This is a genomic window from Rhodococcus sp. NPDC004095 (genome assembly GCF_053604015.1).
This window is the reverse complement of the sequence record NZ_JBSGGS010000011.1, coordinates 148718-172820: the sequence shown is the minus strand read 5'-3', so window position 1 is coordinate 172820 and position 24103 is coordinate 148718. Positions and strand designations below refer to the sequence as shown.

Here is a 24103-nt window from a genome sequence, read left to right as displayed (position 1 = left end):
AGTGGTATCGTCGGCGCCCCCGGCCATGAGGCGCCGCATCCGTCGTAGCGGCGCGAGCCGGGGGCGACAGTGAATGTGGGTCGTTGCAGGGTCAGGCCCCCGCCGGCAGCTTCGTGAAGTCCGGCTCCCTGCCCTCCGCGAAGGCGACGAGCGCCTCGATGTTCGCGGGGCCGCCCATCAGTTCCGCGAAGCAGGCGTTCTCCCGCTCCCGTGCCGCGGCGATCTCGGCGCGGAGCGGCTCGATCATCGTCCGCTTGACGGCCATCAGGCTCGAGATCGGCTTGGCGGCCAGGGTTTCCGCGTGCCTGCGGGCGACGTCGAGCAGCTCGTCGGGCTCGCACACCTGGAAGACCAGGCCCATCTCCTTGGCCTGGTCGGCGTGGATCCATTCCGAGCTCATGAGCACCCAGGCTGCGTTCTGGCGCCCGATCAACGTCGGCAGCAGGTAACTCGACGCCGCCTCGGGGGCCACGCCGAGGCCGGTGAACGGGCACTTGAGCTTCGCCGCGGTCGACATGAACGCCAGGTCGGCGAACCCGATGATCGTGGTGCCGATGCCCAGGCCGAGGCCGTTGATCGCGCAGATCAGCGGCTTCGGGAACTCGGCGAGCGCGTCGATCAGGCCCAGGAAGCCGTGCTTTCCCGGCTGGAAGTTCGGATCGCTTGCCCGCGCGTGCATCTCGCGTAGGTCGGTGCCCGCGCTGAAGGCGCGGCCGTTGCCGGTGAGCAGCACCACCGCCACCGACGGATCCGCGGCGGCCTCACGCAGCGCCTCGGTGGTCGCGTCGTAGAGCGCCTCGTTGAACGCGTTGAGCGCGTCCGGTCGGTCGAGGGTCAGCGTCCGGACGCGGGCGCGGTCGTCGATGAGGATGCTCATGCCCAGCACCCTAGAACGTGTTGCAGAAATTGGGAAGGTCTCCGGAGGCCGTTGTCCGTGACCTGTCCTAGGCTGGCGCAATGGGAGCTTCCGCATCCGGTCGACGCCTCCGGTCCGTGCCCACCGACCCCGACGCTCTGCGGTCGTTCGTCGAGGAGACCCGCGCCTGGACGGAGCCGCTCGGCGCCGTCGCCTACCGGTTGCGAATCGACCTCGACGGAGTCTTTCCGGCGGTGTGGCGGCGGTTGGTGGTGCCGTCGACGCTCAGGCTCGACGAGCTGCACCCGGTACTGCAGTCCGCGATGGGATGGAAGGACACCCACCTGCACCAATGGCTCCGTCCGGACCCGCAGGGGTTCGGTGACGGTGAGCGGTATGCCATGCGGTCGAGCATCGAGGACGGCTTCGACGAGGGCGCCCGCTGCGAGGAGAAGGTCCGGCTCGACGACGTGCTCAGGGCGCCCGGCGACGTCCTGGAGTACGAGTACGACTTCGGAGACGGTTGGGAACACACCGTGGTGCTCGAGGCGGTCGATCGGGACGCCTCCCCGGACGAATCGCACTGCATCGCCGGCGAACGGGCCTGTCCACCGGAGGACTGCGGGGGCGCGTCCGGTTACCGGCACCTGGTGGGAGTGCTCGCGGACCGGGCGCATTCGGAACGCGAGGACCTGCTGGGCTGGCTCGGCGGCGAGTTCGACCCGGAAGCGTTCGACGTCGACGCGGTGAACGTGAATCTGGCCGCGCGCGACGCCGTGCGACTTCACCCGCCCGTCCTGGACTCCCGGTTCGCGGCGCTGTTGGCGCGGATTCCGTACCAGGCTGCCCCTCGGGTGCACGCGCTGGTGGCGCGCGCGGACCTGCAGGACCGGCTGGTGGTGCCGTTCGAGGAGATGGAGGCCGCCGCGCTCGCCCAGCTGCGGTGGCTGCTGCGCCGGATCGGCACCGAGGGCATCGCGCTGACCGCGGCCGGTTACGTTCCGTCCGAGCAGGTCGCGGCCGCCCGCGACGAACTCGACTGGGGCGGACGGTGGACCGGCCCCCGCGAGGCCGACAATCCGCTCTTTCGGCGGCTCCTGGACGCGGGCCGCGCGTTCGGCCTGACCCGCAAGTACAAGGGCGCGCTCCTGCTGACGAAGCGCGGTGCGACGCTGCTGCGCCGGGACTCCGACCTGTGGGAGCACGTGGTCACCACGGTGCCGCTCGGCAGGGAGCAGATCGAGTACGAGGCCGGCCGCCTGCTGCTGCTCGGTGTCGCCGCCGGGGCCACCCGCGGCGAGCAGCGTGCCGCGCTGGCCGAGGGCCTGGAGGCGCTCGGGTGGTGCCTCGAGGACGGCGGGGTTCTCGACGAGTCCGACGCATGGCGGGTGGCCGCCGCGACCGCGGACTTCCTCGAGCTGATCGGCGCGGTGACTGCGTCCTCCCCGCGCGATGCCGGGCGGCCGCCGGACTGGGCGCGCGGGTTCGCGCGGATGGCCCTGTCGATGTAGGGGCGGGTCACGGAGGTGTCCCCGTGACCCGCGCCCGATGTCATCCCTGGGAGGAGCCCAGTGGCGTCCGCAGTTCCCGCTTGAGCAGCTTGCCGCTCTGGTTGCGGGGCAGCGCCTCGACGAAGCGGACCTGCTTGGGCACCTTGAACGGCGCGATCCGCTCCTTGACGTGCCCGACCAGCGCCTCCTCGGTCAGCTCCTGGCCCTCGCGCAGCACCACGACCGCGGTGATCGCCTCGATCCACTTCTCGTCCGGAGTGCCGATCACCGCGACCTCGGCGACCGCCGGATGGGTGTAGATCGCGTCCTCGACCTCGCGGGACGCGACCAGGATGCCGCCGGTGTTGATGACGTCCTTGATCCGGTCCACGACGGTGACGAAGCCCTCGGCGTCGCGGCTGACCAGGTCGCCGGAGTGGAACCAGCCGTCGCGGAACGCCTCCGCGGTCGCCTCGGGGTTCTCCCAGTAGCCCTGGCACAGCTGCGGGGAGCGGTAGAGGATCTCGCCGGACTCGCCGTCGGCGACGTCGTTGCCCTCCGCGTCCACGACCCGGGTCTCGACGAAGAACACCGCTCGCCCGCACGACGACGGCCGCTCCGTGTGCTCCTCCGGACGCAGCACCGCCGCCAGCGGACCGATTTCCGACTGGCCGAAGCAGTTGTAGAACCCCAGGTCGGGGAACTTCTCGCGGAGCCGGTTCAGCACCGTCACCGGCATGATCGACGCGCCGTACTGCGCCTTGCGCAGCGATGAAAAGTCCCGGGTCTCGAGGTCCGGGTGGTTCGCCAGCGGCACCCACACCGTCGGCGCGAGGAACAGCGACCCGATCCGCTCGGCCTCGACACGGCGCAGGATCTCCGGAATGTCCGGTGCCGCCATCAGATTCACGGTCGCGCCCACCGACAGGTACGGCAGCATGAACACGTGCATGCCCGCCGAGTGGTACAGCGGCATCGCGATCAGCGGATTGTCGTCCGACTTCAGGTCCAGCGCGATCACCGACGAGACGTACTCGTACACGAGGGCCTCGTGGGTCATCATGGCGCCCTTGGGCTTCGAGGTGGTGCCCGAGGTGTACAGCAACTGCACCAGGTCGGTCGCGGCGGCGCGGGGCGTCAGGTCGGGCACCTCGCCGGCCTCGGCCGCTTCGAGCAGCGAGCCGTCCGCGTCGCGCAGTGGCAGGACGTGCTCGACGCCGGTCAGGTCGGCCCGCACGCCGTCGAGCGTGCCGGCGAGCGCCGGGTCGACCAGCACGGCCCGAGCCCCGGACTGGGACACCAGATAGGTCAGCTCCTCGCCCTTGAGGGCGTAGTTCACCGGAACGTGCACCAGCCCGGCGCGGGCGCTCGCGAGGAACCCGATCACGTAGGCGTCGGAGTTGGTGCCATAGGCGGCGACCCGGTCGCCCGGTGCGAGGCCGAGGGAGAGCAGGTGGGCGGCGGCGCGGGTCACCGCGTCGTCGAGTTCACGGTAGGTGCGGACGCGACCGTCGAACGCCAGCGCGGTGCGGTCGGGGAACTTCGCCGCCGAGCGACGAAGGACGCCGTCGACGGTGTGGGTGCGCGGATCGAGACTCATGCACGTCAGATTATGGGACGTCCAACTAATTGGGAAGGGTTTTGCGGAACCCATGACCGGGCGGGCCGGTCGAGGGTTCCGCACCGGCGGAGACCGTTACGTCACCGCCGGGCGAAGAGTGCGGGCTCGCTGCCGGGAACCTGGGCGACCTTCTCCCGCGCCACCAGATGCCGCAGGTGCGCGGCGGCCTCGGACACCGCCATGCCGCGTGCCTGGGGAGAGAACGCGTCCCACCCGCGGTACCACTTCATCCGCTCGGCGACCTGCCACAGGGTGATCTCGTCATCGCCGAACGCCTCGTACAGGTGATCGAGGCGCTCCTCGTGGTGCTCGATCAGTTCCTTCGCGCGGCCCGGGAGATCGGTGATCGGCAGGCCGTGGGCGCCGAGGCCGCGCGTGACGCCCATCGACTGCACCCGCTGCAGCGAGTCCATGAACTCGGCGAGGGCGTCGCGTTCCTCGAGTGGGTAGACGAAGTTCCCGACGTGGGGGGTCGTCTTCTGCAGGACGTGGTCGCCGGTGAACATCACGTCGGCGTCCTCGAGCAGGAAGCACGCGTGGCCGGGGGTGTGGCCGGGGGTGAACACCACCCGCAGGTCACGCCCCTTCAGGGCGATGACCTGACCACCGCTCAGCGTGCGGTCCGGGGTGGACTCGGGGCCTGCGGGGGCGCTGATCCCGCGGACCGCCTCGGCGTACGCGTCGCGATCCTCCTCGGAGGCGCCCGCCCGAGCCATGTTGGCCAGCTGGTCCGCCACCCAGGTCTCGTCGTGGTTCGACGACATCAGCCGGAACAGCTCGTGATCGTCCTCGTGCATCGCGATCCACGCCCCGGATGCCTCCCGCACGCGCCCGCACAGGCCGGTGTGGTCGGGGTGGAAGTGGGTCAGGACGACGCCCTCGACCTCGGTGACCGAGTGTCCGACAGATTCCAGTCCCTGTGTCAGTCCCTCCCAGCCCTCGTCGCCGTCCCATCCGGCGTCGACAAGCACGATTCCACCCGGCGACTCCATCGCGTACACGAAGGTGCTGCCCAGCGGGTTGTGCGTCATCGGAACCGTGATCTGAAAGATGCCATCGCCGATGGCCACTGCGTCAGACATAGTCATTACCTCTGTACCCGTGAAATACGCCTCAAATCCTTTCGTTCATCACTACCGCACCCAGTGGCCTGGAGCACACCCCGGGTCCCGCTTTGCAGGACGATCTGTGACATATGTAACTGGACCTGGCGTGGGGTGTGCACAGGGGTTTTTGCCTGTGTGCTGGGGCGTTGCGCGTGCCGAGGGGTGGATGCCGGAAAAGATGTGTGCGCCCGCGATCGGCCGTGTGCACACAGGCGTTGCCGCGTGTACACGGAGATTGGGCGTGCAGATGGGGTGTGGACGAGGGAAAGGGTGTGTGCACCCGAGGCGGAGTCGCGGTGCGGCGAGTACCCGGATCGGGTGGGATGCCCGCCTGACCTGGCGCGCGGCGGCGCTGTCGTGTCCGGGGCCTGTGGTAAGCCTGACTCGACCCGCACACCGACCGATGGGGGGATCGTGCTCACACTGCACCGCGCCGAGCGGTCGGACACGCTCGCCGACACCCTCTCGCGCACCCTTGCCGCCCCGCTCGCGGATCCGTTCGCGCGGGAGGTGATCGCCGTCCCGGCCAAAGGGGTCGAACGCTGGTTGACGCAACGGCTTTCGGCTGTGCTCGGCGCGGCACCGAATGCGGCGGACGGGGTCGCGGCGAACATCGACTTCCCGTCCCCGACGAGGCTGGTCGACGAGACGCTCGCCGCGGCCACCGGCACCACCGCCGACACCGACCCCTGGCAGCCCGCGCGGATCCTGTGGACGCTGCTGGACGTGATCGACGCGAGCCTCGACGAGCCCTGGGCCGCGGTGCTGGCCCGACACCTCGGCCAGGACGACCCGGACGGGCATCGCGCCGGCCGCCGCTACGGCACCGCCGCGCACCTGGCCGAACTGTTCCGCGCCTACGGTGATCAGCGACCCGCGATGCTCGTCGACTGGGCGGCCGGGCGCGACAGCGACGGCGCCGGTGCGATGCTCCCGCCCGACCTGGCGTGGCAGGCCGAACTGTGGCGCCGGCTCCGCGACCGCCTCGGCGCGCCGAGCCCCGCCGAACGGCTCGCTCCGGCGTGTGCCGCGCTGCGGGAGTGCCACGGCATCGTCGACCTTCCCGAGCGGATCTCGGTGTTCGGGCCGACCCGGTTGACGACCGCCCAGCTCGAGGTCCTCGACGCACTGTCCTCCAATCGCGATGTGCACCTGTGGATTCCGCATCCGAGTCCGGCGATGTTCGACGCCCTCGCCGGTCTCGACCCACCGGCCACCCGCGCAGCCGACGAGCGCGGCCTCGCGGTCCGGCATCCGCTGCTGGCGAGCCTCGGGCGGGACGTGCGGGAACTGCAGGGCCGGCTGAGGCTCGACGCCGTCGCGCACGCACACCATCCGGCGCCGCCGCGCCCGGACACCCTGCTCGGCACGCTGCAGTCCGACCTCGCCACGGACCGGGCACCGACCCGGCGCCCGCTCGACGGCTCGGTGCAGATCCATGCCTGCCACGGTCCGGCCCGGCAGGTGGAGGTGCTGCGGGAGTCGTTGCTGCACCTGTTCACCGAACTACCCGACCTCGAACCCCGTGACGTGCTGATCATGTGCCCCGACGTGGAGACCTACGCGCCGCTGATCCGTGCGGCGTTCGGGCAGGACGGTGTCGGGCACCCCGGGCACGCGTTGCGGGTGCGGCTGGCGGATCGCGCACTGCACCAGACCAATCCGGTGCTCGGAGTGGTGGCATCGCTGCTCGAGCTGGCCGACGGCCGGGTCGCCGCCAGCCAGGTGCTCGACCTCGCCGCCACGGAACCGGTCCGCCGCCGGTTCCGGTTCTCCGACGACGACCTCGAGCGGCTGCGGGAGTGGATCACCGTCGCCGGTGCCCGGTGGGGCATCGGTACCAGGGAGCGTGCCGCGCACGGACTGCCCGAATTCCGGCAGAACACCGTCCGGTCGGCGCTGGACCGGATCCTGCTCGGTGCCGCCACCGACGACGCCGACGGCGACTGGCTGGGGCTCGCCCTGCCCCTCGGCGGGGTGGACAGCGGCGACATCGACCTCGCAGGCAGGCTCGCCGAGTTCGTCGACCGGCTCGACAAGTCGCTGTACGGCCTCGCCGGACCGCAGTCCGTCGACGCGTGGGCCGCGGCGCTGGATCTGTCGCTGGACCTGCTCGTCGACGTGCGCGAGCGCGACGCCTGGCAGCTCGGGCAGGCGAAGCGGGAACTGGCCGCCGCGGTCGAACACGGCACCGCGCAGCTGCGGCTGGCCGACGTGCGCGCGATGCTAGCGTCCCGGCTCGCCGGCAGGCCCACCCGCTCGAACTTCCGGACCGGGGAGTTGACGGTGTGCACGATGGTGCCGATGCGATCGGTCCCGCACCGGGTGGTGGCATTGCTCGGCCTCGACGACGAGGCGTTTCCGCGTAGTCCGGGCGTCGACGGCGACGATGTTCTCGGTCGCAACCCGCTTCCGGGGGAACGGGATCCGCGCAGCGAGGACCGTCAGCTGCTGCTCGACGCGATCGGTGCGGCGGGGGAGCGGCTGCTGCTGTTCTACACCGGCAGGGATCCGGTCAGCGGCGCCGTGCGCCCGCCCGCCATCCCGCTCAGCGAGGTGCGGGACGTGCTCGACGAGATGGTCGGCCGTCCCGGCGCCGCCGTCACCGCACATCCGTTGCAGCCGTTCGATGCCCGCAACTTCCGGGAGGACACGCCCCTCGGATTCTCCGCCCCGTTCAGCTTCGACACCGCTGCCCTCGCCGGCGCCCTCGCCGCGCAGCATCCCGCCGAACTGGACCCCGGGCTGCTGCCGTCGCCGTTGACCGAGCGGGAGCGGGGGAACGTGGACCTCGCCGACCTGATCGCCTTCGTCGTGCATCCGACGCAGGGGTTCCTCAAACAGCGCCTCGGCGTTCGGCTGGCCGACCTGGACGAGGAGATCGCCGACGCACTCGACCTGGAACTCGACTCGCTCGCGAAATGGGCGATCGGGGAGCGGATGCTCGCCGCGGTCCTCGCCGACGACCGCGACATCACCACGGCCGTCGCCGATTTCCGCGCCGCGGAATGGCGTCGCGGAACCCTGCCGCCCGCGGAGCTCGGGCAGCGGGCGCTGCGTGAGGTGGAGGAGACGGTGCGGGTGCTCGCGTCCGCAGGCCGGATGCCCGGGCCGCCCGAGACACTCGACGTCGACCTCGATCTCGGGGGCGGACTCCGGCTGACCGGCAGCGTCGACGGGGTCCACGGTGACGTCGTCGCGCGCACCACCTTCTCGAAACTCGGCCCGAAGCACCGGCTCACGGCGTGGGTGCAGGTGCTGGCGCTGGCGGCCGCGAACCCGGACCGCCGGTGGCGGGCCGAGACCACCGGAAAGGGACGGTCCCGCAGGCCGACGGCCTGGCGGTCGCACATCGTCGCCCCCGCCGACGCCCGCGAGCAGCTCGCCGCGCTGATCGCGTTGCGGTACGAGGGACTTCGCGCACCGCTGCCGATCGCGACCGGGGCCACCGCGATGTACGCGCAGTGCCGCGCGCAGGGCGACTCGGTGGCGATCGCCGTCGACGCGGCCCAGAAGGAATGGGACAGCCCGTTCGGTGACGGGAAGGACAAGCACGTGAGCTACCTGTACGGGCCGGATGCGCCGCTGACGGTGCTCACCGCCGATGTCGCCGCCGGGTCGGAAGGCACCCGGTTCGGTGAGCAGGCCCGCATCCTGTGGGCGCCACTGCTCGCCGCCGAGACGGTGGGGACGGTGTGATGGCGCCCGCGACGACCACGAATCGCGCCGCGTTCGATCTGCTCGGCGAGCTGCCGTCGGAGACGACGGTCCTCGAGGCCAGTGCCGGGACCGGCAAGACGTACGCCATCGTCGGTCTCGCCGTGCGGTACGTCGCCGAACGCGGCGTGGACCCCGAGCGGTTGCTGCTGGTGACGTTCAGCCGCGCCGCGACCAAGGAGCTGCGCGAGCGCACCCGCGAACGCTTCGCCGACGTCGCCGCCGGTCTCGCCGACCCGGCGTCCACCGACGACCGGCTGGTGCGGTATCTCGCCGATGCCGACGCGGACACGGTGGCCTTGCGCCGCCGCCGGCTGCTGCAGGCGCTGTCGAACTTCGACGCCGCCACCATCGCGACCACGCACAGCTTCTGCCAACGCATGCTGGACAGCATTGGCATCGCCGGGGAACGTGACCCCGACACCGAACTGGTCGAGGAAGCCACCGAGTTGATCGCCGAGACCATCTCGGACCTGTACCTGAACCGGTTCGGCCGCGACCCGGACCCGTCGCTGACCCCCGAGGAGGCGCGAAAGGCGGCGCGGGGGGCCATCTTCGACCCCCAGGCCCTCCTCGCGCCGCAGAACGCCGACGGCACCGCCGCCGGGGACGCGGTCGCGTTCGCGCAGGCCGTCCGAGTCGAGGTGCAACGGCGCAAACGCGCCGCAGGCATCCGCGACTTCAACGACCTGCCCGCCCTGCTGCACGGCGTGCTCACCGATCCCGAGCACGGCGCCGACGCGCGGCGCCGGGTGCGGGAACGGTTCGAGGTGGTACTCGTCGACGAGTTCCAGGACACCGACCCGCTGCAGTGGGGGATCCTGCGGGCCGCCTTCCACGAGCACGCCACCCTGATCCTGGTCGGGGACCCGAAACAGGCGATCTACGCGTTCCGCGGCGCCGAGGTCTTCGCGTACCTCGACGCCGTCACCGAGGCCCGCACCCTCGAACTGACCACCAACTGGCGCAGCGACAAGCCGCTGCTCGATGCGCTGGCCCACGTCCAGGGCGGTGCCGCGCTCGGGCACCCCGACATCGTCGTGCACCCCGTGTCGGCGGCGAGGTCCACCGCGCGGGTGTCCGGGGCGCCGCCGATCCGGTTGCGGCACCTGACCCGCGCCGGTGCGGGACCTCTGGGCCGCAACGGTTTTCCCTTCGTGGCCGCGCTGCGGTCGCGGGTCGCCGACGACGTCGCCGCGGACGTGGTGCGGCTCGTCGAAGGGGGTGCGACGATCAATCTCGGCTCCGACGACCCACTCGGCGCCGGACCGCGACCGGTCGCGCCCGGCGACGTCGCCGTGCTGGTGCGCACCAACAAGCAGATCACTCTCGTCCACGACGCCCTCGACCGCGCCGGCATCCCCGCGGTCACGGTCGGCGGGCTCAGCGTGTTCGTCACACCTGCCGCCCGGGACTGGTTGTGGGTGCTGCAGGCCCTCGAACAGCCGCACCGCGCCGATCGCGTGCGGCTGGCGGCGCTGACGTCGCTGCTCGGGCACACCGCGAGCGAGCTGGACGCCGGCGGTGACGAGCTCGTCGCGCGGATCGGCGGCGGGATCCGGGATCTCGCGCGGGTGTTCGCGACGGCCGGGTTCGCGGCGATGGTGGAGCGACTGTCCGCGTGGAGCCGGCTCGAGGCGAGGCTGCTCGGCCGGGTCGGTGGCGAACGCCTGCTGACGGATCTGCGGCACATCGCGCAATTGCTCGGTGAGGTCGCGGTGGGGCAGGGCCTGGGTCTGACCGCACTGACCCGCTGGCTCACCGACCGGATGCGGGACCCCACGTCCGGCACCGTCGACCGCAGCCGCCGCCTCGACTCGGATGCCGCCGCGGTGCAGATCGCCACCGTGCACGCCACCAAGGGGCTCGAGTACCCCATCGTCTACGTGCCGTACGGGTGGGACGCGGCGAAGATCCCGACCCCGGACCGGCTGCTGCTGCACGACGACGCCCACACCCGGATCCTCGACGTCGGCGGGCCCGACGGCCCCGGCTACGCCGAACGCCGGAAGCGACACGACGAGGAGGAGGCCGGGGAGGAACTGCGGCTGCTGTACGTCGCGCTGACGCGGGCCAAGTGCGCGCTGGTGTTGTGGTGGGCGCCGTCCTCCTCGACGGCGTCCTCGCCGCTGCACCGGATGCTGCTCGCCCGCACCCCCGGCGCGGCCGACGTGCCGCGCATGCTGCCGATTCCCGCGGATCCCGAAGTCACGCAGCTGTTCTCCCGCTGGGCCGACGGCGTCGACGGCATCGAGATCGAACCGGTCGCGCCGGACCCGATCGTCGTCGGAACCTGGAACGCCCCGCAGGAGCAGGCGAAGAAGCTCGTCGCGGCCCGGTTCGACCGGATCCTGGACGCGGACTGGCGGCGCACGTCCTACACGGCGATCACCGCGGCCGCGCACGCGCTCGCGCCGGTGTCCAGCGAGGCGGAGACACCCGAACTCGACGACGAACCGGAGGAACCGCCGCTGACCGCGGTCGGCGTCGACACCGGTGACGGCCACCTGCCCTCCCCGATGAACGGGCTTCCTGCCGGCGCCGCGTTCGGCACCCTCGTGCACGCCGTCCTCGAGTACGTCGACACCTCCGCCCCCGACCTGGCCGCCGAGGTCCGGCAGCGGTGCCGAGACGAGGTGGCCGCCGGGTTCGCCGGGGTGGACCCGGACGCACTCGCCGCCTCCCTGCTCCCGGTCCTCGCGACGCCGCTGGGGCCGAAGCACACTCTCGCGTCGATCGCGCCGGCGGATCGGTTGCCGGAACTCGACTTCGAGTTGCCACTGGCGGGAGGCGACGCCGCATCGGACCGGGTGACGCTCGACGCCGCGGTCGCCCTGCTGCGCCGGCACCTGCCCGCCGACGACGTCCTCGCCCCGTACGCCGACCAGCTCGCCGAGCTCGGGCCGGCCCCGCTGCGCGGCTACCTGACCGGAAGCATCGACGCGGTGCTGCGGCTGCCGGGAGTCGATCCCGAGCAGCCGCGGTTCGTGGTGGTCGACTACAAGACCAACCGGATCGCGCCCGGTGACCTGACCACCGGACAGTTCACCCGCGACGCGATGGCCGCGGAGATGATGCGCTCGCACTACCCGCTGCAGGCACTGTTGTATTCCGTTGCCCTGCACCGCTACCTGCGCTGGCGGCTGCCCGGCTACGACCCGGCGGTGCATCTCGGCGGCATCCAGTACCTGTTCGTCCGGGGCATGGCCGGCCCGGACACCCCCGCCGGCTGCGGGGTGTTCGACTGGCATCCGCCGGCCGCGCTGGTGACGGACCTGTCCGATCTGCTGGCCGGCGCCCCCGCACCCGAGGTGGCTGAAGGGCACCTTCGTTGGGTTGATCCGAACAGAGGGGCCCTTCACCCGGCGGGGGAGGAGGGGCTGTGACCGAGGCGTGGGTGGCCCAGCGTGGGCAGGGGGCGCTGCGGGCGTTCAACGAGGCGGGGGTGCTCGGTGCCGCGGACGTGCACGTCGCGTTGCGGCTCGCGCAGCTGGCGGGGGAGCGGTCCGAGGACACGGTGCTGGCGACGGCCCTCGCGGTGCGGGCGGTGCGCTCCGGCTCGGTGTGCCTGGAGCTGGACAGGATTCGCGACATGGGCGTCGACGCGCTGGTCGCGGAGGAGGAGACGGAGGTCGACCTCGACGCGTTGCCGTGGCCGGAACCGGCGGCACTGCTCGACGCGCTGAACGCCAGCCCGCTGGTCGTCGGGGGCGAGGCCGGACCGCTGCGTCCGCTGCGGCTCGTTCACACACCGATCGGTCCGCTGCTGTACCTGGAGAAGTACCACCGGCAGGAGGAGACCGTCCGCCGCGTGCTCGATGCCCGGGCCGGTGACCACCCCGAGGTCGACGTGGACGTGCTGCGCGCGGGTCTCGCCGACATCTTCCGGGACGAGGAGGCGCCGGACCGGCAGCGGGTGGCGGTCGCCGTCGCGGCCACCCACCGGACCGCGGTGATTGCCGGCGGTCCCGGGACCGGCAAGACGTACACCGTCGCGCGGGTGCTGGCGATGCTGCGGCGGCTGCATGGCGACGGGCTGCGGATCGGGCTGGCCGCCCCCACGGGGAAGGCGGCGGCGCGCCTGCAGGAGTCGGTGCAGGGTGAGGGCGCGGCCCTCGGGATCCCCGACACCCTGGCGGCGTCCACCCTGCACCGATTGCTGGGCTGGGGCCGGAACGGTCCGAAGTTCCACGCCGGGAACCACCTGCCGTACGACGTGATCGTCGTGGACGAGACGTCGATGGTGTCGCTGACGATGATGTGCCGGCTCCTCGAGGCGCTGCGACCGCAGACCCGCCTGATCCTGGTCGGCGACCCGAACCAGCTGGCGTCGGTCGACGCCGGCGCGGTACTCGCCGACCTCGTGGACCGTCCGGTCACCGTGCCCGAGAACCCGCTGCTCGAGCAGACGGTCGGCCCCGATCTCGGCGCGGCGCGCTGGGCCGCCGGCGAGCGGGACCGGCTGCGGGGCGGCATCGTCCGGCTCGATCGCAACCGGCGGTTCGACGAGGAGATCGGCGCCCTCGCGGACGCGGTCCGGGACGAGGAACCGGACCGGGTGATCGACCTGCTCCGCACCGGCGGCACGGGGATCGAGTTCCTGGCCCCCGACGACCTGGATGCGCTGCGGCGTCAGGTGGTGGCGAACGCGGCGGAGGTGACGGCGGCCGCGGAGGCGGGCGACGTGGCGGCGGCGCTGGAGCTGTCGGAGCAGCATCGGCTGCTCTGCGCCCACCGCGACCGGCCGCTGTACGGCGTGTCCTGGTGGGAGCGGGCGTCTCTCGAATGGATCGGCGCCGCGACCGGACACCGCCTCGACCCCGACGGCTGGTCGGCAGGCCGGCCGCTGCTCGTGACCGCCAACGACTACGACGCGCAGATCTACAACGGCGACACCGGCGTCGTGGTCCGCCGCGACGACGGGGAACTGATCGCCGCGTTCGCCCGGGGCAGCCGGCCGCTGCTGATCCACCCGAGCCGGCTCTCGTCGGTGCAGTCCGTCTACGCGATGACGATCCACCGCAGCCAGGGCAGCCAGTACGGCACCGTGTCCGTGATCCTGCCCGACGCGAACTCTCCGCTGCTGACCCGGGAACTGCTCTACACCGCCATCACCCGCGCCAGGAAGAAGGTCCGCATCATCGGCACGGAGGACGCCGTCCGGGCGGCCGTGACCCGGAACGTGCGCCGCGCGAGCGGGCTGCGGTTGGGGTAGCTGTCCACAGCGTGGGATTCGACGGGAACCTTTGGCGTGGTGGCTGCATCGAACCAGGTACAGACAAACTGGGGAGACGCACATGGGATACACCGAGTACGTGGTCTTCGTCGTGCCGCGGCACCGCGATCACCCACTCGACCGCGAATTCGACGCGGCCTTCGACCTCGAGGCCCGTCAGTTCGCACGCCTCGACGGCGACGACACCACTTTCACCAGGGTGGTCCACAACTGCGTGCGGTTGGTGCACGCGGACCTGACACCCGGCTCGTTCGACGGCGCGGATTCGCTCGTCGACGAGCGAATCGGGTTGCGCGTCACGGTGATGGGCGACGCCGTGCGGATCGGGTTGCTCGCCGACCCGGCGCCGGCGGACGCCGAGTACACCGTCGGCCTGGTGCAGCGTCTGGTGGCCGCGTTGACCGTGACCCTCGGGTGGATCGCGTTCGATCCCGCCCAGCGCGTCGCGGTGCGACCGACCGAGGCGTACCGGGACGGCGCGATCGCCCTGATCCGGGGCCACTCGACTGAACCCGACGGGCGCCACGTCCGGGGAGCGGTGTGAGCGGTCGGTTGGTGTTGTTCGCCCCCGTGACCCCTCGCGACCAGATGGCGTTCACGTCGGCGCGATGCAATGGCGGCCGGGCATCTCGCCCCTTCACCACGGATCGTCGGGCACGTTCCTGCCCGTGAAAGGACACCGCTCATGGCCACCGTCACCTTCGACGGCCTCACCCGCCGTTATCCCGGAGCCGACCGCCCCGCGGTCGACGCCCTCGACCTGGACATCGCCGACGGCGAATTCCTCGTCCTGGTCGGACCTTCCGGCTGCGGCAAGACCACCTCGCTGCGCATGCTCGCCGGGCTGGAGGACGTCGACGACGGCCGCCTGCTGATCGGCGACCGCGACGTCACCGACGTGGACGCGAAGGACCGGGACATCGCGATGGTGTTCCAGAACTACGCCCTGTACCCGCACATGACGGTCGCGGAGAACATGGGCTTCGCCCTGAAGATCGCCCGGACGCCGAAGGACGAGATCGCGCGCCGGGTCCGGGAGGCGGCGCAGATGCTCGACCTCGAGCCGTACCTGGACCGCAAGCCCAAGGCGCTCTCGGGCGGTCAGCGCCAGCGCGTCGCCATGGGACGGGCGATCGTGCGGCAGCCGCAGGTGTTCCTGATGGATGAGCCGCTGTCGAACCTGGACGCGAAACTGCGTGTGCAGACCCGCAATCAGATCGCGCAGCTCACCCGGCGGCTCGGCGTCACCACCCTGTACGTCACCCACGACCAGGTAGAGGCGATGACGATGGGCGACCGGGTCGCGGTGCTCGACGGGGGCGTCCTGCAGCAGGTGGACACGCCCCGCAACCTGTACCTGCGTCCGGCGAACCGGTTCGTCGCCGGCTTCATCGGCTCCCCGGCGATGAGCCTGCTCGACCTGCCGCTGACCGACGGCGGCGCCGACCTCGCCGGGCTGACGGTGCCGATCGCGCGCGGCGTCCTCGGCGCCTCCTCGGCCCGGTCGGTGACCGTCGGCGTGCGGCCCGAGTCGCTGCGCCTGTGCACCGACGGCACCGGCGTGGAGATGCGGGTGGACGTCGTCGAGGAACTCGGCGCCGACGCCTTCGTCTACGGTCACGTCCGCGCCGGCGACACGCGCCACGACCTGACCGTGCGGATGGAGGGCCATCGGTCGATGCCGATCGGCTCGACGATCCGGGTACGCCCCGAACCCGACGCGGTGCATGTGTTCGATCATGAGAGCGGGATGCGCCTGAGCGCGTAAACGAGTAGAGGGGCCGTCCCCGGGCGGGACGGCCCCTCCTGCGTCCGCCCCTCCCTCGCTGACCGGCCCCCTTTTGCTGACCGAATGTGGGATTCGGTCAGTTGAACTGTCCGAGTCCCACATTCGGTCAGGCGGGGAATGGGGGGCGGGGTGGTCGGGGCGCCGGGCGGCCGAAGTGCCAGGCTCAGCCGGCGACGAGCTCGTGCAGATGCGCGGCGGTGCGGCCGGCCAGGGTGGGCCAGAGGGTGTGCCCCGAATCCGCGGGCAGCGGAACCATGTTGGGGACGCCGATCGTCACCACCCCGGACGCCTTCGCCGACGCCAGCCCCGGCAGGGAGTCCTCGATCGCGACCACCCGGTCGTGGGTGACGGCGGCCCGCGTGCCGCGGAGCTTCTCGACCGCCAGGAGGTACGGCTCCGGGTGCGGCTTGCCGCGGGTGACCATGTCGCCGGTGACCAGGAACTCGAACGTGCCCGCGGGCAGCAGACGGTCGATCTCCGCGGCCAGGGGACGCTCACTCATCGTCACCAGCGCGCAGGGGATGCCGGCGGCGCGGACGTCGGCGAGTAGTTCACGCGCCCCGGGACGCCACGGCACCTCGGCCCGCACCTGGGCGATCACCGACGCGAGCAGCGTGTCGATGATCTCGCGGATCCCGAGGTCGACCCCCGCCGCCCGGATCACGGCGGCCGAGTCGGGCAGCGCGTTCCCGACAAGGGCGGTCGCCTGCTCGTGGCTCCACGGAATACCGTGCGCGGCCAGCAACTCGGTCTCCGCCCGGAACCAGTACGGTTCGGTGTCGACGAGCGTTCCGTCCATGTCCCACAGCACCGCCTGCACGGCGGTGTCGAGCTCGATCACTACTTCTCCTCATCTGATGAAAACAGTTGGTACACGGTGTCCTCCGGGTCGGCGACCGTCACGGTCACGCCCCGCGAGCGCAGTGCGTCGAGCAGGCCCGCGGGGGCGGCGGTGTCGGTGACGAGGTCGTCGATCGACGACCAGTCCGACACCAGGCGCAGCGACGTCCCGGCGAGCTTGCTCGCATCCATCAGGAGCACGCGGCGGCGCGCGGACCGGATCATCTCGGTCTTGACCGCGACGATCGACTCCTCCTGGTGGTAGGTGCCGTCCAGGTCGGCGGTCGTCGTGGAGAAGAACACCGTGTCCACCCGCACGCCGCGGATGGCCGACGCGGCGGCCACCCCGAGGAAGGACTCGTGGCTGACGTCGTAGGTGCCGCCGATCGCGGTCAGAGCCGCCCGCCCGTCCGCCGCGATGCGCGACATCGCCGGCAGGTAGTTGGTGACGATGTGCAGGTCCTCGACGTCGAGCAGATGGTCCAGCATGGAGGCCGCGGTCGTCGAATCATCCAGCAGCACCGACTGGCCGGGCTCCACGAGTCGCGACGCGGCCGCGGCAATGGCCCGCTTCTGCGGCACCGCGATCAGCCGGCGCAGTGTCGCCGCGATCTCGTACGTGCTGGTGCGCTGGACGCTCACCCCGCCCCGGAACTTGCGGACGACGCCGCGCCGTTGGAGCTCATCGAGGTCGCGGTGCACCGTCATCAGTGACACCCCGAATCGGGCGGCCAGCGCCTGCGCCGACGCATCCTGCTGTGCGAGTAGGCATTCGAGGATCGCGTCCAGGCGTTCCTGCCGGGTATCGCTGATCGACCGCTGCGCCATCAACTGTCCTCACTTGTCGTCTGTGGTGGGCACCCGTTCATAACAACGCGACTGTGATGAATGGTCGGTGAACGCGCCGCGAAGCTTTCCCCGACGACCGTGGAACCGTGGGCGTCCACCGTCGTGTCCCGGTGTCGGATCATGCGTCAAACTGCCTGCACAGCACCACTATTAGGCGTGATCGTCGTTGCTCTCCCGGCGTGAAACGGGTGCCGTCGGTGCTTTTGACCGCGCCCGGGACGAGTGCCAACATCTGCGGTGGCCGAGCTCGTAGATAACACCCGAGTGATACCCAGGAAAGGTCTGTGGCCGTGTCCCTGACAATGCAGCGCCCCGCGGCGGCACCGACACCGATGCCGACGCCCGCGCGTGAGCCGGAGCGTGCGAGGGCGTCCGTGCGGCGCCGCGGCGGCAGCTCCCGGCGGCGCCGGCGCGAGTACCTGCTGTTCGCGCTGTTCGCCCTCCCCAACCTCGCCCTCATCGCGGTGTTCGCCTACTGGCCCGTGATCGGCAACGCCTACCTCAGCCTCACCCGCTGGGACATGATCGCGCCGAGCCCGACGTTCGTCGGATTCGACAACTACGCAACGCTGCTCACCGACCCGTCGTTCCTGCGCGTGCTGCGGATCACCGCGGTGTGGGTGGTCGCGGTGGTCGGGATCAGCCTCGCGGGCGGCCTCGCCCTCGCGCTGCTCTTCGCCGCCCGGATCCCGGGGCGCCGGGTCGTCTCGGCGCTGGCGTTCTCGCCGCACATCCTGTCCGGGGCGGCGGTCGCGGCGATCTGGCTGTTCCTGTTCGACCCGAACTACGGCCTGTCCCGCGTCGTGTTCTCCGCGCTGGGCATGGATTCCCCGCACTGGACGACGTCGAGCCAGTGGGCACTGCCCGCCCTGATCATCGTCGCCGTCTGGAAGGGCGTCGGCTTCGTCGCCATCGTCTACCTCGCGGCGCTGCAGTCGCTGCCCGGCGACGTTCTCGAGGCCGCTCGTCTCGACGGGGCGGGGAAGTGGAAGACGTTCCGGCACATCATTTTCCCGCTGTTGTCTCCGACCACGTTCTTCCTCGCGGTCACCCAGGTCATCGGCGCCTTCCAGTCGTTCGACCTGATCGCGATGATGACCAGCGGCGGGCCCGGCGAGGCCACGACGACGCTGAGCTGGTTCATCTACTCGCAGGGCTTCATGCAGTTCAAGGCCGGCACCGCTGCGGCGGGCGCGATGATCATGTTCGTGCTGCTGCTGGTTGTCACCGCGGTCCAGATGCGGTACGTGGAGAAGAAGGTGCACTACTGATGGCCATCACCACGACGACCACCGCCGAGCGGCGTGATGCCGCGACCAAACGTCGACTCCGCGGCCTTCCCGGGCTGCTGGTGTTGATCGTCGTCGGCCTGCTGTTCCTGATCCCGTTCTATTGGATGTTCAGCTCGGCGTTCAAACCGGAGGACGAGATCTACCGGTGGCCGCTGCAGTGGATCCCGTCCGAACTGGTCCTCGACCACTTCCGGCGCGCGTGGGACGCGGTGCCGTTCGGGCAGATCTTCGTGAACTCGGTGATCGTGACCGCATGCGGCGCCACGCTCAAGGTGCTCCTCGCCGTGTTCAGCGCGTACGCCTTTGCGTTCCTGAGCTTCCCGTTCAAGCGGGTGATCTTCCTGGCGGTGCTCGGCGCGCTGATGGTGCCCGGGCACGTCACCCTACTGATGAACTACATCACCATCGGCAACCTCGGGTTGATCAACACCTACGCCGGCATCTTCCTGCCCGGGCTGGCCAGCGCGTTCGGCACCTTCCTGCTGCGGCAGCACTTCCTCGCCCTGCCCAAGGAGGTGCTCGAGGCCGCCGAACTCGACGGCTGTGGGCACCTGCGCCGGCTGACCCGGTTCGTGCTGCCGATGTCCAAGCCCGCCGTCGTCACCGTCGCCCTCATCGCGGTGATCGACGAGTGGAACGACTTCATCTGGCCGCTGCTCGTCACCAACTCGCTCCAGATGCGCACGCTCCCCATCGGTTTGATGTTCCTCAAGGAATCCGAGGGCGTCGACCAGTGGGGCCCGATCATGGCAGGCACCGTCCTCGTGGTGCTGCCGATGCTCCTGCTGTTCCTGTTCGCCCAGCGGTACATCATCGCCGGCCTGGCCGGTGCCGCCGTCAAGAACTGACACCGCCCCACCCCTCACCCCCACCCTCACGATCCCGAGGAGTTCCCTCATGTCCGTGTTCTCGCGTCCCGGCGCGGTGTCGCTGAGCCGCCGCCGCTTCCTCACCCTGGCCGGGATGACCGCGGCCGCGGTCCCGGTCCTCGCCGCGTGCGGCTCGCCCGGCGGGTCCGGCTCCGGCGGCGGCTTCGCGCAGCCCGACGTCGCACCCCCGGCCCAGTTCGCGGGCCGCACCAACGTCGTGGTGTGGAGCCCGTGGTCCGGTACCAACCACGACGCGTTCACCGGCCTGGTCACCCGCTTCAACGAATCGCAGTCCGACATCTACGCCGAGGTCCAGCAGTTCAAGGGCTACGACGGGGTGACGGAGAAGCTGTCGGCGGGCCTGCAGGCGAAGCAGATTCCCGAGATCGCCGTGTTCTCCGACGTGTCGTGGAACAAGTTCTTCCTGTCCAGCATGATCGAACCGCTCGACGGCTACTTCACGAGCAATTGGAACGGTGGCACCTATCACCAGCGGCTGTTCGACGAGGGTGTGGTGCGCGGCGCGTCGTACTGGGTGCCGTTCGGGCGGTCGACGCCGCTGTTCTACTTCAATCGGCAGATCTTCGCCGACGCCGGCCTGCCGGACCGGGCGCCGCAGACGTGGGACGAGTTCCGCGAGTGGGGCCACAAGGTGAACGGTCGCAGCTACCGCGGCAACAAGGTCGCCATGCGTGCCTACACCGGCGCCGACGACTGGTACCTGCAGGGCCTGCTGTGGAACTACGGCGCCGCCATGTCGAACGGCCTGGACGTGACCATCGATTCGCCCGCGGCGGTCGCCGCGGCGGAGTTCGACCGCGCGCTGATCAACGACGACAAGATGGGTTACCTGGCGCAGGACTACGCCACCGACTTCACCAACGGGCTGGCCGCCACCATCACCAACTCCACCGGCGCGCTGACCGGCCTGATGAAGGCCGACTTCGAGGTCGGTGCCGGTTTCATGCCCACCGCGCAGGCGCCCGGTGTCCCGACGGGTGGCGCCGGTCTGTCGATCCTGAAGAACGCGGACCCCGAGCGAAAGGCGGCCGCCGCCAAGCTGATCGAGTTCCTGGCGCAGGATCAGCAGGCGGCGGACTGGGCCGTCGGCACCGGCTACCTGCCCGCGACGCCGGGCGCGACCGCGTCGGCGGTGGTGACCAAGAAGATCGCGGAGAGCCCCAACTACGGGCTCGCGGTGAAGCAACTCGACATCGCCCGCCAGCCCGACCCGGTCCGCCGTTACGTGTCCTCGACCATCATCGAGGCCCGCAACGCCATGCAGAAGATGTACACCGAGAACGCCGACCCGGCGACGGTGCTGTCCGCCGCCGCGAAGGTGATCCGCAAGGACACCGACGACATCCGTGCCCAGTACCAGGAGTTGGTGGCGTGATGACCTCGTATGCAGTGGTGGGCCACCGAGGCGCGATGGCCGAATCCCCCGAGAACACGATCGCCTCGTTCCGGCTCGCCGAGGAGATCGGCGTCCACGAGCTCGAATTCGACGTGCGGCTCTCCGCCGACGGCGTGGCGATCATCGTGCACGACGCCACCCTGGATCGCCGCGCCGCCGACGAGTCCGGTCGAGGCCTCGGCCCGGTCGCGGACCTGACCTACGAGCAGATCCGTGCGGTGGATGTCGGTGCGGGGGAGCGGGTTCCGACGTTCGAGGAGGTGATCGACGCGACCACCGTGACCCTGCAGGTGGAGATCAAGGCCACCTCGGCGGTCGACGAGGTCGCGCGGATCGTCGCGGCACGTCCCGACGACGCCCGCCGCATCCAGTTCACCAGCTTCCTTCCGGAGGCGCTGCTGCGGCTGCGCGAGCTCGCCCCGGACGTGCCGCGCGGGCTCATCACGATGGGCTACCCGGACGCCGAGCGGCACCCGGACGGGATCGAGGCGGTGCTCGAGGCGATCGGGGCGTCGACGTTCTACAGCGGCTGGGACGGGCTGACCGTCGACGTGGTGCGGCGGATGCAGGACGCCGGCTACGCGGTGGGTGCGTGGCCGGTCCGCAGCATCGGCGATGTGCGGCAGGGCCTGGAATGGGGTCTGGTCAGCGGGACCGTCGACGACCCGCGCGCTGGGGTCGCGTGGCTGGCCGAGGCGCGACAGCTCGTGCGCCAGGGCTAGACAGCTCGCGTCCCACGTTCGGTCGCACTGCGCAGACGCCACCGGCGCCGACACTCACGGGTGTCGGCGCCGGTTCGGCGTTGCGATGAGAGGCGATCCGCTCGTCCGTCGGTGGCCTGCCTCGGAGGATGCTAGGCCTGCGGTGCTCCGACGGGGATGGTGTCGCCCAGGTCCCCGGCGTCACCGGCGTCGCCGCATCCGCAGTCGCCACAGCCGCAGCCCCCGGCTCCGCATTCGCCGGCGTAGCTGTCGTCGTCGGCGTCGCAGTCGAGGGTGCCGCCGAAGCGGTCGGCGAAGTCGTCGTCCAGTTCGTGGGTGAGGTCGTGGAGTTCGTCGACCAGGTTCAGCAGGTGCTGCGGCGCGAACGGGTCCGCGTCGACGATGGTGGACGCCAGCAAGTGTCCGTCGTCGAGGACGAAGCGCAGGCGCGGCCACTCATGGGCCAGCTCGACGAGTTGCTCGGCGGCCTTGGCGCGGTCGGTGAGCCCGTCGAGGAGCGAGGACCACACGTGCAGCTGCGGGCCGTCGTCGGCGACCGTGACGAACACGCCGAAGCCGTGGACGGGGATGACGATGTCGCCGTCCTCGTCGGTCTCCGGGGCCTCACCGAGCAGTTCGGTCAGCGCACGGACACACAGCGCGTGCAGCTGGTCGCGGTCCTCGGTGGCGACGGCGTAGGTGCCGTCGAGCTGCAGCGGCTGGTCGTCGGTGTGGTCGTGCTCGGTCATGGCGTCCTCTTCTCCGGCGCCGGCCGGGTGTGGGGCGAGGCGCTGTCTGGTGCGGGTGTGCGCGTACACCGTAGCGCGGCACGGGCGGGCGGGGTGGCCGGGTTGGTGTGCGGCTTTCCGGACCTCGGGGTCTGTGGTGGGGAGTGGTTCAGTCGAACAGGTCGGGCTGGTCGGGTTCAAGGTCGAAGAGTTCCGTTTGCCGTGGTCGGCGGGGTGCGCCGAGGGTGACGAAGCGGAGGGCGGCGCGGAGCGAGTCGACGGTCTGCTGCCATCCGGCGGCCTCGTCTTCACACATCTCGCGTTCGTCGTCATCGGCGTCGTCGGATTCGTAGGCGAGGACAGTGTTGCCCCGCCACTCGACGACCTGTTCCTCGCTGATCCGCAGGTATTCGAGGATGGTGTCGCGATCGCGGCCGCACACGTCGGCGACCTGCTCGGCGTTCAGTGCTCCGATTCCGTCGGGGTCCAGCTGGATCAGAGTCAGCAGTCCCGAAGGCAGGTCGGGTTCGCATTCGTGGTCGGGGAACGCGGCTTCGGGTTCCGTGGCGCGGGATTCGTCGCAGAATCGGCCGCCGAGTCGGTGGGCGAACTGGTCGTCGAGGCCCCGGAGGAAGGTGGTCATCCGGTCGAGGTGGTCGCCGAACTGCTCGTGGGAGAACGGCAGCCCCGGCACGTCGATGACGGCGTTGACCTGATCGGCGGTCAGTGTCAGGCGGATGAACGCGAGCTGCGAGTTGAGGTCTGCGAGGACCTCGGCGGCGCGGGTGCGGCCGGTGACGTCGCGCAGCAGCGGCACCAGGATCCGGACCTGCGGCTCCTTGGCGTGGGGGAGCACGTACCCCGCGAATCCGTCGAGAATGACGGGGAAGTCGTTGTCCTCGTCGGTGACGGGCGGGGAGCCGAACTTCCACGCCAGCGCCCGCGCGACGGCCTCGTGCAGTTCGCTGGGGTTGGTCGGATGGTCGAGTTCGGGCAGCACCATCGGCGCCGGCTCCTCGGGGACGTCGGCCATCGCCGGCGTCAACGCCAACGGGCCCGCCGAGGTGCGGGCGTGCACGAAGCTGGGGTGCGGAATGCCGGCCACGTCACGCAGCATCGCCACCGCCTTCACCGCGGCGAGGTCCGCGAGCCGCTGTGGGATGCCGAGGTGGACCGTGTCGGGCTCGTCCGTACCGACGGGCCGCCAATCTCCGGTGCGTGCCAGGTCGAGGAGGTCACGATTGCCAGCCAAGCCGTCCACCCGGGCGAAGCACACCAGATGATCCTGCGCGAGCCAGTAGTCGAGCGTCACGGCCAGCTTCGAGTAGTCCGCGGACGCCGCACCGACGATGAAGATGTCGTCGGCGCTCATCGTCGCGAGGTGGTCGGCCAGGGCCGAGCGAAACACCCGCCACGACGCGTCGACGGCCTCGTCGAACACTTCCACCTCGGACACCAGAACCCCCTGTCGTGCTGCGGCTTCCCCGGACGATCGATGCACTCGGTGGAGTGCCTCGCGTCCTTTGTGACGACGCTATCGCGGGGCACCGACATCCTTGACTCCCGCGGGGTGCTGGACCGGCCGGCGGCGA

General features: G+C 70.9%; 17 protein-coding genes. 10 read left to right on the top strand and 7 right to left on the bottom strand.

Translation table 11 applies throughout. From position 1 onward, the window contains the following. Positions 1-91 precede the first annotated feature (91 nt). Complete coding sequence (locus tag ACWEPG_RS21680) at positions 92-877, bottom strand: enoyl-CoA hydratase/isomerase family protein (RefSeq protein ID WP_452595282.1); 786 nt, start codon at positions 875-877, stop codon at positions 92-94. 80 nt (positions 878-957) lie between these two features. Between ACWEPG_RS21680 and ACWEPG_RS21675 the strand changes: the two genes are divergently transcribed. Further along, positions 958-2367, top strand: a complete 1410-nt coding sequence (locus tag ACWEPG_RS21675; RefSeq protein ID WP_452595281.1) for a plasmid pRiA4b ORF-3 family protein — start codon at positions 958-960, stop codon at positions 2365-2367. Positions 2368-2407: 40 nt separating this feature from the next. Here the strand turns inward: ACWEPG_RS21675 and ACWEPG_RS21670 are convergent, their stop codons facing one another. Beyond that, a complete protein-coding gene (locus tag ACWEPG_RS21670) occupies positions 2408-3946 on the bottom strand; it encodes an acyl-CoA synthetase (protein ID WP_452595280.1) in 1539 nt (512 codons plus the stop codon). A 101-nt stretch (positions 3947-4047) separates the two neighbouring features. Continuing rightward, positions 4048-5049: an MBL fold metallo-hydrolase gene (locus tag ACWEPG_RS21665; protein ID WP_452595279.1), complete on the bottom strand. Its 1002-nt coding sequence runs from the start codon at positions 5047-5049 to the stop codon at positions 4048-4050. A 438-nt stretch (positions 5050-5487) separates the two neighbouring features. Here ACWEPG_RS21665 and recC point away from each other — a divergent pair, with 438 nt between their 5' ends. The 5 genes from recC to ACWEPG_RS21640 all read left to right on the top strand — a co-directional run bounded on the left by recC (position 5488) and on the right by ACWEPG_RS21640 (position 15794). Next, positions 5488-8772, top strand: coding sequence for an exodeoxyribonuclease V subunit gamma (gene recC / locus ACWEPG_RS21660; RefSeq protein WP_452595278.1), 3285 nt, complete (start codon positions 5488-5490; stop codon positions 8770-8772). Then, positions 8772-12176: a UvrD-helicase domain-containing protein gene (locus ACWEPG_RS21655; RefSeq protein ID WP_452595277.1), complete on the top strand. Its 3405-nt coding sequence runs from the start codon at positions 8772-8774 to the stop codon at positions 12174-12176. Before recC ends, ACWEPG_RS21655 begins: the two co-directional genes overlap by 1 nt. Next, positions 12173-14005, top strand: a complete 1833-nt coding sequence (gene recD, locus ACWEPG_RS21650) for an exodeoxyribonuclease V subunit alpha (protein WP_452595276.1) — start codon at positions 12173-12175, stop codon at positions 14003-14005. The genes ACWEPG_RS21655 and recD overlap by 4 nt, the downstream gene beginning before the upstream one ends. Positions 14006-14087: 82 nt before the next feature. After that, positions 14088-14570: a hypothetical protein gene (locus tag ACWEPG_RS21645; protein WP_452595275.1), complete on the top strand. Its 483-nt coding sequence runs from the start codon at positions 14088-14090 to the stop codon at positions 14568-14570. A gap of 141 nt (positions 14571-14711) precedes the next feature. Further along, positions 14712-15794 (top strand): ABC transporter ATP-binding protein, encoded by a 1083-nt coding sequence (locus tag ACWEPG_RS21640; RefSeq protein ID WP_450114231.1) that lies wholly within the window; start codon positions 14712-14714, stop codon positions 15792-15794. Positions 15795-15978: 184 nt separating this feature from the next. Here the strand turns inward: ACWEPG_RS21640 and ACWEPG_RS21635 are convergent, their stop codons facing one another. Continuing rightward, positions 15979-16656: an HAD family hydrolase gene (locus ACWEPG_RS21635; RefSeq protein ID WP_452595274.1), complete on the bottom strand. Its 678-nt coding sequence runs from the start codon at positions 16654-16656 to the stop codon at positions 15979-15981. Next, a complete protein-coding gene (locus ACWEPG_RS21630; RefSeq protein WP_452595273.1) occupies positions 16656-17483 on the bottom strand; it encodes a DeoR/GlpR family DNA-binding transcription regulator in 828 nt (275 codons plus the stop codon). Before ACWEPG_RS21630 ends, ACWEPG_RS21635 begins: the two co-directional genes overlap by 1 nt. Before the next feature lie 311 nt (positions 17484-17794). On the opposite strand from ACWEPG_RS21630, the gene ACWEPG_RS21625 reads away from it, so the two are divergent. From ACWEPG_RS21625 to ACWEPG_RS21610, 4 genes are read left to right on the top strand one after another with little or no spacing between them, the layout of a single operon-like run. Next, positions 17795-18775 (top strand): carbohydrate ABC transporter permease, encoded by a 981-nt coding sequence (locus ACWEPG_RS21625; RefSeq protein WP_450114228.1) that lies wholly within the window; start codon positions 17795-17797, stop codon positions 18773-18775. Then, entirely contained in the window at positions 18775-19644 is an 870-nt protein-coding gene (locus ACWEPG_RS21620) for a carbohydrate ABC transporter permease (RefSeq protein ID WP_452595272.1), read from the top strand. The genes ACWEPG_RS21625 and ACWEPG_RS21620 overlap by 1 nt, the downstream gene beginning before the upstream one ends. 49 nt (positions 19645-19693) lie before the next feature. After that, positions 19694-21061, top strand: a complete 1368-nt coding sequence (locus tag ACWEPG_RS21615) for an ABC transporter substrate-binding protein (protein ID WP_452595271.1) — start codon at positions 19694-19696, stop codon at positions 21059-21061. After that, on the top strand, positions 21061-21804 hold the full coding sequence (locus tag ACWEPG_RS21610) for a glycerophosphodiester phosphodiesterase (RefSeq protein WP_452595270.1): 744 nt from the start codon (positions 21061-21063) through the stop codon (positions 21802-21804). Before ACWEPG_RS21615 ends, ACWEPG_RS21610 begins: the two co-directional genes overlap by 1 nt. A gap of 131 nt (positions 21805-21935) precedes the next feature. On the opposite strand, the gene ACWEPG_RS21605 is transcribed toward ACWEPG_RS21610, so the two are convergent. Beyond that, positions 21936-22532 carry a T3SS (YopN, CesT) and YbjN peptide-binding chaperone 1 gene (locus ACWEPG_RS21605; protein WP_452595269.1) on the bottom strand — a complete coding sequence of 199 codons (597 nt, stop codon included), beginning with the start codon at positions 22530-22532 and terminating at the stop codon, positions 21936-21938. Positions 22533-22680: 148 nt separating this feature from the next. After that, positions 22681-23967: a T3SS (YopN, CesT) and YbjN peptide-binding chaperone 1 gene (locus ACWEPG_RS21600; protein WP_452595268.1), complete on the bottom strand. Its 1287-nt coding sequence runs from the start codon at positions 23965-23967 to the stop codon at positions 22681-22683. Positions 23968-24103 lie beyond the last annotated feature (136 nt).

Excerpts from the sequence above, each read along its gene's own strand:
- ACWEPG_RS21615 (WP_452595271.1), top strand. The coding sequence starts at position 19,694 with ATGTCCGTGTTCTCGCGTCCCGGCGCGGTGTCGCTGAGCCGCCGCCGC.
- ACWEPG_RS21605 (WP_452595269.1), bottom strand. The coding sequence starts at position 22,532 with ATGACCGAGCACGACCACACCGACGACCAGCCGCTGCAGCTCGACGGC.
- ACWEPG_RS21655 (WP_452595277.1), top strand. The coding sequence starts at position 8,772 with ATGGCGCCCGCGACGACCACGAATCGCGCCGCGTTCGATCTGCTCGGC.
- ACWEPG_RS21665 (WP_452595279.1), bottom strand. The coding sequence starts at position 5,049 with ATGTCTGACGCAGTGGCCATCGGCGATGGCATCTTTCAGATCACGGTT.
- ACWEPG_RS21675 (WP_452595281.1), top strand. The coding sequence starts at position 958 with ATGGGAGCTTCCGCATCCGGTCGACGCCTCCGGTCCGTGCCCACCGAC.
- ACWEPG_RS21645 (WP_452595275.1), top strand. The coding sequence starts at position 14,088 with ATGGGATACACCGAGTACGTGGTCTTCGTCGTGCCGCGGCACCGCGAT.
- ACWEPG_RS21620 (WP_452595272.1), top strand. The coding sequence starts at position 18,775 with ATGGCCATCACCACGACGACCACCGCCGAGCGGCGTGATGCCGCGACC.
- ACWEPG_RS21680 (WP_452595282.1), bottom strand. The coding sequence starts at position 877 with ATGAGCATCCTCATCGACGACCGCGCCCGCGTCCGGACGCTGACCCTC.
- ACWEPG_RS21670 (WP_452595280.1), bottom strand. The coding sequence starts at position 3,946 with ATGAGTCTCGATCCGCGCACCCACACCGTCGACGGCGTCCTTCGTCGC.
- ACWEPG_RS21610 (WP_452595270.1), top strand. The coding sequence starts at position 21,061 with ATGACCTCGTATGCAGTGGTGGGCCACCGAGGCGCGATGGCCGAATCC.
- ACWEPG_RS21640 (WP_450114231.1), top strand. The coding sequence starts at position 14,712 with ATGGCCACCGTCACCTTCGACGGCCTCACCCGCCGTTATCCCGGAGCC.
- ACWEPG_RS21630 (WP_452595273.1), bottom strand. The coding sequence starts at position 17,483 with ATGGCGCAGCGGTCGATCAGCGATACCCGGCAGGAACGCCTGGACGCG.